Annotated in this window: 14 protein-coding genes; 10 read left to right on the top strand and 4 right to left on the bottom strand. The window is 61.7% G+C overall.

The window, feature by feature from the left end; translation table 11 throughout:
- Positions 1–336: IS30 family transposase (locus N554_RS0126555; protein WP_029586275.1), on the top strand; the 336-nt coding region annotated here is incomplete at its 5' end.
- 655 nt (positions 337–991) lie between these two features.
- Here the strand turns inward: N554_RS0126555 and N554_RS0126545 are convergent.
- The 3 genes from N554_RS0126545 to N554_RS0126535 form a co-directional block, all read right to left on the bottom strand.
- Positions 992–1960, bottom strand: coding sequence for a LysR family transcriptional regulator (locus N554_RS0126545; protein ID WP_036054178.1), 969 nt, complete (start codon positions 1958–1960; stop codon positions 992–994).
- Between the two features lie 326 nt (positions 1961–2286).
- Positions 2287–2925 (bottom strand): Vgb family protein, encoded by a 639-nt coding sequence (locus N554_RS0126540; RefSeq protein WP_029586272.1) that lies wholly within the window; start codon positions 2923–2925, stop codon positions 2287–2289.
- Between the two features lie 34 nt (positions 2926–2959).
- Complete coding sequence (locus tag N554_RS0126535; RefSeq protein ID WP_029586271.1) at positions 2960–4180, bottom strand: hypothetical protein; 1221 nt, start codon at positions 4178–4180, stop codon at positions 2960–2962.
- Positions 4181–4323: 143 nt separating this feature from the next.
- Between N554_RS0126535 and N554_RS0126530 the strand changes: the two genes are divergently transcribed.
- The 9 genes from N554_RS0126530 to N554_RS0126490 all read left to right on the top strand — a co-directional run bounded on the left by N554_RS0126530 (position 4324) and on the right by N554_RS0126490 (position 11946).
- Positions 4324–4656: a hypothetical protein gene (locus N554_RS0126530; RefSeq protein WP_245283713.1), complete on the top strand. Its 333-nt coding sequence runs from the start codon at positions 4324–4326 to the stop codon at positions 4654–4656.
- A 141-nt stretch (positions 4657–4797) separates the two neighbouring features.
- Positions 4798–5169 carry an ArsC family reductase gene (locus N554_RS0126525; RefSeq protein ID WP_029586269.1) on the top strand — a complete coding sequence of 124 codons (372 nt, stop codon included), beginning with the start codon at positions 4798–4800 and terminating at the stop codon, positions 5167–5169.
- A 299-nt stretch (positions 5170–5468) separates the two neighbouring features.
- Positions 5469–6224: an ABC transporter ATP-binding protein gene (locus N554_RS0126520; protein WP_029586268.1), complete on the top strand. Its 756-nt coding sequence runs from the start codon at positions 5469–5471 to the stop codon at positions 6222–6224.
- Positions 6217–6966 (top strand): ABC transporter ATP-binding protein, encoded by a 750-nt coding sequence (locus N554_RS0126515; RefSeq protein WP_029586267.1) that lies wholly within the window; start codon positions 6217–6219, stop codon positions 6964–6966. The genes N554_RS0126520 and N554_RS0126515 overlap by 8 nt, the downstream gene beginning before the upstream one ends.
- A gap of 33 nt (positions 6967–6999) precedes the next feature.
- Positions 7000–8220: an ABC transporter substrate-binding protein gene (locus N554_RS0126510; protein ID WP_029586266.1), complete on the top strand. Its 1221-nt coding sequence runs from the start codon at positions 7000–7002 to the stop codon at positions 8218–8220.
- 76 nt (positions 8221–8296) lie between these two features.
- A complete protein-coding gene (locus N554_RS0126505) occupies positions 8297–9160 on the top strand; it encodes a branched-chain amino acid ABC transporter permease (protein WP_029586265.1) in 864 nt (287 codons plus the stop codon).
- A 1-nt stretch (position 9161) separates the two neighbouring features.
- Positions 9162–10130 carry a branched-chain amino acid ABC transporter permease gene (locus N554_RS0126500; protein ID WP_029586264.1) on the top strand — a complete coding sequence of 323 codons (969 nt, stop codon included), beginning with the start codon at positions 9162–9164 and terminating at the stop codon, positions 10128–10130.
- A 143-nt stretch (positions 10131–10273) separates the two neighbouring features.
- Entirely contained in the window at positions 10274–10918 is a 645-nt protein-coding gene (locus N554_RS0126495; RefSeq protein ID WP_029586263.1) for a DUF47 domain-containing protein, read from the top strand.
- Positions 10919–10932: 14 nt separating this feature from the next.
- A complete protein-coding gene (locus N554_RS0126490) occupies positions 10933–11946 on the top strand; it encodes an inorganic phosphate transporter (RefSeq protein ID WP_029586262.1) in 1014 nt (337 codons plus the stop codon).
- A 3-nt stretch (positions 11947–11949) separates the two neighbouring features.
- On the opposite strand, the gene sugE is transcribed toward N554_RS0126490, so the two are convergent.
- Positions 11950–12264: a quaternary ammonium compound efflux SMR transporter SugE gene (gene sugE / locus N554_RS0126485; RefSeq protein ID WP_029586261.1), complete on the bottom strand. Its 315-nt coding sequence runs from the start codon at positions 12262–12264 to the stop codon at positions 11950–11952.
- Positions 12265–12392 lie beyond the last annotated feature (128 nt).

The following is a 12392-nucleotide window of genomic DNA, read 5'->3' as shown; positions in this document are numbered from 1 at the left end:
TCGGCGCTGATCAAGCAATCGCAGCGATTGCCCAGCGAGCTTTACCGGTCGCTGACCTGGGACAGAGGCAAAGAGCTTGCCGACCATCAGCGCCTGACATTGGCCACCGAGGTTGATGTCTATTTTTGTGACCCTCGGTCTCCCTGGCAGCGCGGCTCAAACGAAAACACCAACAGATTGCTGCGCCAGTATCTTCCGCGCGGCACCGATCTGTCCTTGCACAGCCAGGCCAAGCTCAGTGCCATCGCAAGGCAGCTCAATGAAAGGCCGAGAAAGACCTTGCTCTATCAGACGCCGGCTGAGAAGTTCGCAGAATGTGTTGCAGCGATCGGTTGAACTCGCCACCTAATAGCGACCGTGTAGCAGACATGCCCGCAAGTCCGAAAAGTGCCATAATCAGAAGTGCGCAACGGCCATCGGTTCATCTCAGCTCGTTCAAGCCCCGCCAACTGAGGCGGCCAAAAGGACAACCGCCCGAAGGATGTGAAGCTTGGCGCTTTCAATCTTGGGCCGATTGTCGAGCATGGAAAGTGTCGAGCATAAGAAAAGAGCGGCCTGAGCCGCTCTTTTCTTGCCTCTATGGGCAAGGAAGCCACAGGCCAGTGTCGTCCATATACTTCCCGGATGTCGAGTCGTAGTACGCCCCAAGACTCCGGCAATAGGAAGCATCAGCGCTCGATACCGCGCTTGCCTGAGCACCGCGGAACCCGCCGATGCCGACGTCCATGGCCCCGCCACCGGGGACGCCGTGAAACCCCGCGGCGAAGGCCGGGGTTGCAACTGCCAACGCGAGTGACAGGGCGGCCGTCGCCCCTACAATACCAAGTTTCGACATAGCACTTCTCCTTAAGAATCTAGAGTGAAACCATCGCCGTCAGGCGTAAGGCTCATATGGGTTAACGATCGGCTGCGCTCTATTCCCGATGCTGGGAAAGATTGATGCGGGGCGCGCAACGCGCCGCGATTGTCCGACGACGCTCTCTGAGACGTCTTATTCGGTGAAGTCGTGTGAGGTCTTACGCCGGTCCTCTTTCCAATCAGGATCCCAGTAGGGCGGCTTGCCAAACCGTTTCTGGGCAAAGTCCAGAAAGGCCCGCACCTTCGGAGGCATCATGCGATGCGGAGGAAAAACCCCGAAGATGCCACTCGGCTTGGTGGCGATCATGGAGGACCACTCGGGAAGCACGCGCCGCAGGCGACCCGTCTTGATATCCTCGCCGACCAGCCATGTCGGGAGGAGAACGACTCCTACGCCGGCAAGCGCCGCATCGCGCAGCGGCTCGGCGTCGTCGGCATGCAGCGTGCCGTTGACGGGTACTTCCTCGAAAGCATCGCCTGCCTCGCTCGGGTGACGAAAGAACCAACGATCGGTCGGCTGCAGCGTATAGACAAGACAATTGTGCTGCAGCAGGTCGGTCGGCTCGGCGATCGGAGGCCCGCGTTCCAGGTAGGCCGGGCTCGCGCAGACAATGCGCCGGTGCGGCGCGAGCTTGCGGGCCAGCATGACGGAATCGATGAGCGGACCGATACGGATCGCCAGGTCGGCGCCGACGGCCACCAGATCGACCCGCACATCGGTCAGTGAGACATCGAGACGAATATCGGGATAGGCGGCCAGGAAGTCCGGCACGAACGGCATGATGTGCAGCCGGCCGAAGGCGCTCGGGATATGCAGGCGGATCAATCCCTGTGGCCGCCCCTCCATCGCCGAGGCCGCATCCCGCGCTTCCTCCAGGCCCCGCAGAACGCCGCGTGCGTGCTCGTAGAATGTGGCGCCCGGTTCGGTGAGATGCGCGCGGCGCGTGGTGCGATGAAACAGGGTGACACCGAGATCCTCTTCAAGGCCGGCGATCGCGCGCGAGACGGTCGATGTCTTGGTATTCGTGGCAATTGCAGCTTTCGAAAAGCTGCCGACCTCTACCGCTCGCACGAACATACGCAGCGCGCCCAGATAGTCCATTTTGGCGCCTCCGTGTCGCCCTTGCTACGAAACGTCGAACACTCGCCCGATCAGCCCTTCTTGCGACCTTCGGTATTCCGGCGAGGTCTTCGGCCGATTTCGACCGGCACTCCAACATTTGCGTACGCATTCCGCAATAATCATTTTCGGCTGCAGCAATTGGGGCATGATGGATGCCTGGATCCACGCATCATCAAAGCCGAGATCTGCTCACGGCTACCGCTGAGTGTGAGGATTATTTCTCCCGCAGAATCGGCGCGTCGATTACTTGCGCTGTCGATTTTTTGCTCTTGGCGTCGATGGGATCTTGGAGCCGCTACCCGCCGCTACGCCTGCCTGGGCCGCCGCACCGCTCTGACTTTCCCGGTGTTTCCGCCTCCGCAGAAGAACCGATCGCCGCCATCGGACTCGAGCCCCGACACGGCCGCTCCGGGCGGCATATCGAGCCTCTCCAGGACCGCTCCGGTTTGAGGATCTACTCGCCGCAATTCGCTCTCGTCGCCTTCCCAGGTCGCGTGCCAGAGTTCTCCGTCGATCCAGGTGACGCCGGTGACGAAGCGGTTGGACTCGATGGTGCGAAGGATAGCCCCTGTCTGGGGATCGACTTGATGGATCTTCCGGTCCCGACACTGCCCCACCCAGAGCGTCCCTTCGGCCCATGCGAGGCCTGAGTCACCGCCGCCGCCGGGCGCCGGGATCGTGGCGAGCACACGGCCGGTCTTCGGATCGATCTTCTGAATCCGATCCTCGGCGATCTGAAACAGGTGTTGGCCGTCGAAGGCGGTTCCTGCATGCGCGGAGACATTGATCGAGCGCACCATCTTCCCGCTTGCGGGGTCTAGGGCGTTGAGCCTGTCTCCGGACGCAAACCAGACTTGCTGCCCGTCATAGGTGACCCCATGCACGCCGTCGACACCTTCAAAGGGCCCATACTCACGGAGGATTTCGGCCGCTGATCTATTCATGTTTCCATCCTTGGCACTCGGTAAGTGCTCCATCCTAGCCACTCGGCAGCGGAGCGGGGAGTAACAAGGTCGTCGTGAATCCCGGCACGGGCGGGGTCATCCAGCGACGCGCTCGCCCGCGACCATACGACTGCGCCTTGCCTGCGGCCGCAAGCTGGTCGAGTGCCCGCTGCACGGTGCGCTGGCTGGCTCCAAGTGCAAGCGCCAGCGCCGAGCTCGACCACGACTCACCGTCGGCGAGGAAGGCGAGCACCGCCGCATGCTCCTCTTCGACGGCCCGCGCCAGCACCACGACCTCGCGTGCACGGTGCGGCACCAGCGCAAACCCTTGGCTGGTCGCGCTCACGCCGGCCAGCGTCCGAAGCATCCTGCGAAGCCGCCCGACTTCGACCCGCAACCGCGCGCGATGCGATTCATCGGCGTGCTTCGCCCGGAATGCCCGCGCGACCAGCGTGCCTCTCGACACGTCTTTGGGCCACGCTTCGCCGAGCGCGCGTGCGAGCGCGAACAACACCGGACGCCGTGCGAGCGAGATCACCGTGCGTGCGTCACGCACGACATGACGGCACGCGTCCACGACGAGCGCCTTTGAGGCCAGTAACGCTTCAACCTCCTCGAGCAGGAGGGGGCGCGCCTTGCCACGCGCAATCAGGCGCGCCGCGGGCGTGTTGAGGACGAGGGATGCGCTTTCGATCTCCGCCGCCAGCGCAGGGATCGCTGCGTGGCGCGCGGCTCGCTCGGCCCGGGCGAGCGCCGCGCGCGCCGTCTTCGTCCGGAGGCGTCGCATCGCGATCCCCGCAACGACCAGCTCGTGGGCGGCCCTCAATGCGGGCGGGAGGGGCGCGGGGTCGAGCTCGGCGAGCTTACGCTCGGCCTCGTCGAGGCGTCCGATCAGGAGCAGGCGCCGGACCTCGAGATACCGCGCGTGCGCAGCGTTTACCTTGTCGCCGTGTTCTTCGAGCGTCACCCGCGCGGCGTCGAGCGCCTTCGCAGGCCAGCCCAGATCGCGCGAGACAAGCGCGATCTCGGCCTCGGCAACGATGCACCGCGCGCGGGCCATCGCCTCTTTCGGACCGAAGGCGCGCGCCGCACTTCGCACGAGAGTTTTCGCTCGAGCGAGATCGCCGAGCTGCGCCATCGCGATGCCTCGAAGCGCGAGCGCGGGCGCGTCGTCGCGCAAGGCGATCCGATTCAGTGCGCCGAGCGGATCACCCGCTGCGAGCGCACGCGCCGCGGCCGTGATCAGCGAGTCCATCGAAATCCCGCCACACTTGTCACTCCCACCGATCGATGCCCGGTCATAATCTATCTCACGACCTCCAACCAGCACGTCGTGTCGAGAACGGTACGAACGAAGGTTCAATTTCGGTACGACAACGTTCCACAACCGGGAGGAGCATGAAGGTCTCAGCGCCGATGAACGCGCCCGACAGGAGTCTCGACGTGATGATTGTTGCCCAATGTAAAACGGCGAGCGCCCGCGCCGGAAGCGGCAATGCGGCCGCCTTTCGCGCGGCCGACTGGCTGTGCCTCGCGGCCGCGCCGACCTTCGCGGTCATGGCGCTGCTGACAGGTGTTTTTGGTAGCGGCTCAAACATGCTCTGCTCGGCCGCGCAAGATGCGTCACCGCTGAGCGGAATGGTCCTGATGTACCTGCTGATGAGTGCCTTCCATTCGGCGCCTTGGCTAAAGCTGATCTCCAGCCGACGGAGCGGTGCTCGCCGGTCCTGATCCGCGCTCCGGAGCGGCGAGGCCCTGTCGTGGCCGGCGCACTGCGCCGCGTTGGGAGATCGGGAGTAGCTCCGGCCTTGCTGGCGCGACAAGAATCCCGGAAGATGAGCAGCTTCCCCGCACCCTAACGACGCGATTAAAATGTCCATCACCATCTACGGCATCAAGAACTGCGACACCATGAAGAAGGCCCGCGCCTGGCTCGACAGCCATGGCGTCGCTTACGGCTTTCATGACTACAAGACCGAAGGCATCGCGAAGGACAAGCTCAAGCGCTGGAGCGACGAACTCGGATGGGAAACGTTGCTCAACCGCGCTGGCACCACGTTTCGCAAACTGCCCGAGATCGAAAGGGAAGGCCTCAACGAGCGCAAAGCGCTCGCATTGATGCTGGCGCAGCCATCGATGATCAAGCGGCCGGTGCTCGATCTCGGCGGCAAGTTGCTGGTTGGATTCAAGCCGGAAGTCTATGCCAAGGAAGTGGCGTCATCGGGCCGGTCCCGGCGCGGCTAGCCCGGCTCCGCTCGATGATGTCTTCCGATGCGCAGTGAAAGGCCGGGGCGCGAACGAAAGCAGGCGGCGAACCAGCAAATTCGGGTTTTGCGCAATTCGACTAATGGCGAATCCGCACCGGGCTCGCCTCGCCGTATGGCTGCATTGCATCTTGCGTATACCGGGCCATTGACGGCATATTCCGCCCGGGGGCGGCCGGTCCGGGACGGGATTTTCCAGGGCGTCTGGGAGAGCCTGCCGGTTAGCAAAAATTGGCCACGCGCGAGGGACTTCGCGGCGAGGCTATGGGGGAAATTTGATTGGCCGATGAGTTCATTCTCGAAACCCAAGGATTGACCAAGGAATTCGCGGGCTTCTTCGCCGTTCGCAATGTCGATCTTCGGGTTCGCCGTGGCAGCATTCATGCGTTGATCGGTCCAAACGGGGCCGGGAAGACGACGTGCTTCAATCTTTTGACCAAGTTCCTGAAGCCTTCAGCCGGCAAGATCCTGTACAAGGGGCACGATATTACCGCCCTGGCGCCAGCCGACGTGGCGCGCCTCGGTCTGGTGCGCTCGTTCCAGATTTCAGCGGTATTCCCGCATTTGACCGCGCTTGAGAATGTGCGGGTCGCGTTGCAGCGTCAGCATGGGCACTCCTTCGATTTCTGGCGTTCCAAGACCGTGCTCGACCGTTTCAACGGCCGTGCCCATGAGTTGCTGGATGATGTCGGCCTGAGCGAGTTTGCAAAAACACCGGCGGTCGAGATGCCCTATGGGCGCAAGCGCGCGCTCGAGATTGCGACGACGCTGGCGCTCGATCCGGAAATGATGCTGCTTGATGAGCCGATGGCCGGCATGGGCCATGAAGACATTGACAAGATCGCCGCGCTGATCAAGCGCATCTCCGCGAAATTCACGGTCCTGATGGTCGAACACAATCTGAACGTGGTCGCCAACCTTTGCGACATCATTACGGTGCTGACGCGCGGTCACGTCCTGGCGGAAGGCAACTATGCCGACCTGTCCAAGGACGAGCGCGTCAAGGAAGCCTATCTGGGGGCGGGTCATGCCTGAGTTGGAAATGGCCACGAAACCCGCAGCAACATCCAGCTCAGGCACACCGGTACTTTCGGTGCAAAATCTCGAAGCCTGGTACGGCGAGTCTCACATCCTTCACGGCATCGATCTCAACGTGAATGCCGGCGAGGTGGTCACATTGCTCGGACGCAACGGCGCCGGCAAGACCACCACGCTGAAATCGGTGATGGGGATCATCGGCAAGCGCACCGGCTCGGTCCGTTTCAACGGCGAGGAAATCATCCGCGCGTCCTCGGACCGGATTGCGCGCATGGGCGTCGCCTTTTGCCCCGAGGAGCGCGGGATTTTCGCCAGCCTCGACGTTCGCGAAAACCTGCTGCTGCCGCCGGTGGTGCGCAGCGGCGGCCTGTCGCTGGATCAGATCTTCGAGCTGTTTCCCAACCTCAAGGAACGGCTCAACAGCCAGGGCACCAAATTGTCCGGCGGCGAGCAGCAGATGCTGGCGATCGCGAGAATCCTGCGCACCGGCGCGCGGTTTCTGATGCTGGACGAGCCGACCGAGGGCCTCGCGCCCGTCATTATCCAGCAGATCGGCCACACCATCGCACGGCTCAAGAAAGAAGGTTTTACGATTCTTCTGGTGGAACAGAACTTCCGGTTCGCGGCGACGGTCGCGGACCGCTACTACATCGTCGAGCACGGCAAGATCATCGACGGTTTCATGAACTCGGAGCTGCAGGCCAATATGGGAAAACTTCACACCTACCTCGGCGTCTGAACAATTACTTCAAGCAGGATTCAAGGAGAGAAAATGAAAAACAGAATATCAGCTCTTTTGCTCGGCACCGCGCTGGCGTTTGCCGCAAGCAGCGGCAGCTTTGCGCAGGACAAAACCGTGAAGATCGGTGTGCTGACCGATAATTCCGGGCTTTACTCCGACCTCGGCGGCGCAGGCTCCACCCTGGCGGCCCAGATGGCGGTCGAGGATTCGGGCTTTGCAGCCAAGGGCTGGAAGATCGACATCATTTCCGCCGACCACCAGAACAAGCCCGACATTGCCACCAACATTGGGCGCCAATGGATCGACGTCGAGAAGGTCGACGTCTTCATGGACGTGCTGAACTCCGGCGTCGGGCTGGCGGTCAATAATCTCGTGAAGGAGAAGAACTCCATCATGATCAATACCGGCGCGGCGTCGTCGGACCTCACCAATGCCCAATGCACGCCGAACACGATTCACTGGGTGTATGACACCTACATGCTCGCCAACAGCACCGGCCAGGCCCTGGTGAAGGCCGGCGGCGACACCTGGTACTTCCTGACCGCCGACTACGCTTTCGGCGCAGCGCTGGAGCGTGACACCACCGCGGTCGTAACCAAGTCAGGCGGCAAGGTGCTTGGCACCGTCAAGCATCCGCTGAATTCGTCTGACTTCTCCTCGTTCCTGCTGCAGGCGCAGGCTTCCAAAGCCAAGATTGTCGGCATGGCCAATGCCGGCGGCGACACGACTAATACAATCAAACAGGCGTCGGAATTCGGCATCGTCAAGGGTGGCCAGAAACTCGCGGGTCTGCTGTTGTTCATCACCGACGTCCACGCGCTTGGTTTGAACGTGGCGCAGGGTCTGAGTTTTACGGAAACGTTCTACTGGGATCTGAACGACGGAACCCGCGCGTTTTCGAAGCGCTTTTCCGGCCGCATGAAAAACAAGGCGCAGCCCTCGATGGTGCAGGCCGGCGTCTATTCCGGGCTGATGCACTATTTCAAGGCACTCGAGGCCATGGGCGGCAATCCGCATGACGGCGCGAAAGTGGTGGCGAAAATGAAGGAAATGCCGACGGACGATCCGCTGTTTGGCAAAGGTACGATCCGCGCCGATGGCCGCAAAATTCACCCGGCCTATCTGTTCGAGGTCAAGAAGCCGGAAGAATCCAAGGGACCCTGGGATTACTACAAGCTGATCGGAACGACCCCGGGAGAGCTGGCTTTCCGGCCGCTTTCGGAAAGCACCTGTCCGCTGGTAAAGAAGTAACAACCGTTACCCGCCGGCCTTGCGCCGGCGGGTTCCACCCGACGTCATTCAAAGGTTGAGTGCGAAAGATCGATCGATGCAAGCTCTCTACGCACAGCTCCTGGTGGGACTGATCAACGGCTCGTTTTACGCGCTGCTGAGCCTTGGGCTCGCCGTGATCTTCGGAATGCTCAACATCATCAATTTCGCGCATGGCGCGCTCTACATGATGGGCGCTTTCTGCGCCTATTTCCTGCTCAACATAGCCGGCATCGGATATTGGCCGGCGCTGATCATCGCTCCGATCGCAGTCGGCATTTTCGGCATGATCCTCGAGCGGACGATGCTGCAATGGCTTTCCGGCCTCGATCATCTCTACGGGCTGTTGCTGACATTCGGCCTGGCGCTGATCATCCAGGGCATCTTTCAAAATTATTTCGGCTCCTCCGGGCTGCCCTATGCGATCCCGGATGAGTTGAAAGGCGGCATGAACCTCGGATTCATGTTCCTGCCGATCTATCGCGGCTGGGTGGTGGTGTTTTCGCTGATCGTCTGTCTGCTCACCTGGTACCTGATCGAGCGGACGCGGCTCGGCGCCAATCTGCGCGCCGCCACTGAGAACCCGACGCTGGTGCGTGCATTCGGCATCAACGTGCCGCGAATGATCACGCTGACCTATGGGCTTGGCGTCGGCCTTGCCGCGCTGGCCGGAGTGTTGTCGGCGCCTATCAATCAGGTGCGGCCGCTGATGGGCGCCGATCTGATCATCGTCGTGTTCGCGGTGGTGGTGATCGGCGGCATGGGTTCCATCATGGGATCGATCATCACCGGCTTTGCGCTTGGCGTGATCGAAGGACTGACAAAATACTTTTATCCCGAGGCTTCCAACACGGTGGTATTTGTCCTCATGGTGCTGGTGTTGCTTGTGAAGCCTTCGGGACTGACGGGACGGGCGACCTGACATGGCGGCGATAACCGACGATTCGATACCTGTCACCCCGAGCGCCATCCGCGACGAATTGATCGCGTTCGGCATCATGACCGCGCTGTTGGCGATCGTGCCGCTGACCGGCATCTATCCGTTCTTCGTGATGCAAGCGCTTTGTTTCGCGCTGTTGGCTTGCGCCTTCAACCTGCTGATCGGCTATGGCGGATTGCTCTCGTTCGGGCACGCGATGTTTCTGGGCACAGCGGGCTACTTCACCGCGCATGCGCTGAAGGTCTGGGGCTTTACACCCGAGCTTGGAATTCTGGTCGGCACCGCGGGCGCCGCCGGGCTTGGCGTCATCACCGGCGTCGTCGCCATTCGCCGCCAGGGCATCTATTTCGCGATGATTACGCTCGCGCTGTCGCAACTTTTGTACTTCATCTATCTGCAGGCGCCGTTCACCCATGGCGAAGACGGCATTCAGGGCATCCCGCAGGGATACCTGTTCGGAGTTTTCAATCTCGCGAATTCGACGGTGCTTTATTACGTCATCCTCGCCGGGTTCCTGTTCGGTTTTCTGCTGATCTTTCGCACCATCAACTCGCCGTTCGGCGAGGTGCTGAAGTCGATCCGGGAAAACGAGCAGCGCGCCATCTCGCTCGGCTACAAGACCGATCACTACAAGCTGCTTGCCTATATCCTGTCGGGAACGCTGGCGGGGTTTGCCGGCTCGCTGAAGGTGTTCGTGGCGCAGAACGCCTCGCTCACCGATGTGCACTGGACCATGTCGGGCGAAATCGTGCTGATGACGCTGGTGGGAGGGCTTGGCACTGTGTTCGGCCCGGTGGTCGGCGCCTTCGTCATCATCGCCATGCAGCAGTATCTCGCCGGCTTCGGACAATGGGTGACGGTGATCCAGGGCGTGATTTTCGTGGTCTGTGTGCTGACCTTCCGCCGCGGCGTGATCGGCGAGATCGCGCACTATTTCCGGCGTTCCCTGTAAGCGGAATCAATTCCGGAACGTTTCCGGCCGCTACAAAGCGGTGGATGACCCGGGTCCGATAGCCGCTGGCTGCGCGAAATGGTTTATGACAGCTGTGTGACAGGCCGGTTCGGCCGCCATTCCCGCAACAGTGGACATGTCAGATGCTGCGTTGGTTTCGCGCCTTTCTTCCGAGGGAGGAGCGATTTTTCGAGCTGTTCGCCCGGCATTCCCAGACCGTTGTGCAGGGCGCGCTGGCGTTGCAGGACATGCTGCGCGGCGGCGAGGAAACGCCGGCGTTCTGCCAGCGCGTCAATCAGTTTGAAAACGACGCCGACAATATCACCCGCGAGGTGCTCACCGCGGTGCGCAGGACCTTTATCACGCCGTTTGATCGCGGCGATATCAAGAACCTGATCACCTCGATGGACGACGCCATCGACCAGATGCAGCAGACCGCCAAGGCGGTCATTCTGTTCGAGGTGCGCACGTTCGAGCCGCCGATGCGGGAAATGGGAACGCTGCTGGTCGAATGCGCCAACCTCGTGGACCGCGCGCTACCGCTGATGCAATCGATCGGCGCCAATGTCGCGATGCTGACGGCGATCACGGAGGAACTGACTAAGCTGGAGGGCCGGGTCGACGATCTCCACGACATCGGCCTCAAGGAGCTGTTCCTCAAGCACCGCAATGCCAACGCGATGGATTTCATCGTCGGTGCGGAGATCTACGACCATCTGGAGAAAGTCGCCGACCGGTTCGACGACGTTGCCAATGAGATCAACAGTATCGTGATCGAGCAGGTATAGGGCAGGGCCGCGCAGTGGATGCCACGCTTGGTCTTCCGATTCTGGTCGGATTAATCGCAGTCGCGTTGCTGTTCGACTTCCTCAATGGATTGCACGACGCCGCCAACTCGATTGCGACGATCGTATCGACCCGGGTGCTGCGGCCGCAATACGCCGTGCTGTGGGCGGCGTTCTTCAATTTCATCGCCTTCCTGGTGTTCGGGCTTCATGTCGCAAATACCATCGGCACCGGGATCATCGATCCCAGCATCATCGACGCGCAGGTGATATTCGCCGCGTTGATAGGCGCGATCGTCTGGAACCTGATCACATGGGGCTTGGGAATACCGTCGAGTAGTTCGCACGCTCTGATTGGGGGACTGGTCGGAGGCGGCATGGCCAAGGCCGGAATTTCGGCGGCGGTCTGGAGCGGCCTGTCGAAGACATTGCTCGCTATCGTGGTGTCGCCGTTGGTCGGATTTTTGCTGGCGCTGGTACTGGTTGCGATCGTGTCCTGGGCGTCGGTACGCTCGACGCCATTCGCGGTCGACCGCGCTTTCCGCATTCTGCAGTTCGTCTCGGCATCGCTGTATTCGCTGGGACATGGCGGCAATGATGCGCAAAAGACCATGGGCATCATCGCGGTGCTGCTGTATTCGCAGGGACACCTTGGCACAGAATTTTCAGTGCCGTTCTGGGTGGTGCTGGCGTGCCAGGCAGCGATGGCGCTGGGTACCCTGATGGGAGGCTGGCGGATCGTCCGGACCATGGGCCTTCGGATCACAAAGCTGACGCCGATGCAGGGGTTTTGTGCCGAGACCGGCGGGGCCGCGACGCTGTTCATGGCGACGTGGCTCGGTGTTCCCGTCTCGACTACCCACACCATCACCGGCGCGATCATCGGCGTCGGCGCGGCGCGGCGTGCCTCGGCGGTGCGCTGGAACGTGGCGAGCTCGATCGTCTATGCCTGGGTCATCACCATCCCGGCCTCGGCGCTCGTGGCGGCGCTGGCGTATTGGGCGGTCAATCTGGTCAGCCTCTCCAAATAGAGCTCACGTCACCAGCTTCAGTCCGACGATGCCGGCGATGATCAGGCCGATGCAGGCAATCCGCGCGATCCCGGCGGGATCGCCGAACAGCACGATGCCCAGGATCGCGGTGCCGACCGCGCCGATCCCGGTCCACACCGCGTAGGCGGTTCCGATCGGCAGCGTTTTGAGCGCCAGGCCCAGCATGCCGACGCTGGCGGCCATGCTGACCAGCGTCAGCACGGAGGGAACGAGACGGGTAAAACCCTCGGTATATTTAAGTCCGACCGCCCAGCCGACTTCCAGCAAACCCGCGATCAACAACAGCAGCCACGCCATAAGACGGCCTCCGGGCAAGCAGGGTCGTCCCTGCGCATGATGATGATGGATGGATTGGAGGTCGTCCTCGCACCAACTATATGAGGTCGAGCGGGCCCGCGCGCAACCGCGCCTGTGCCCTGCAATCC

Source organism: Bradyrhizobium sp. URHD0069 (assembly GCF_000701345.1).
Taxonomy (GTDB): domain Bacteria; phylum Pseudomonadota; class Alphaproteobacteria; order Rhizobiales; family Xanthobacteraceae; genus Bradyrhizobium.
Note: the sequence above shows the minus strand (reverse complement) of the source record. Positions and strands in the feature narration are given on the sequence as shown.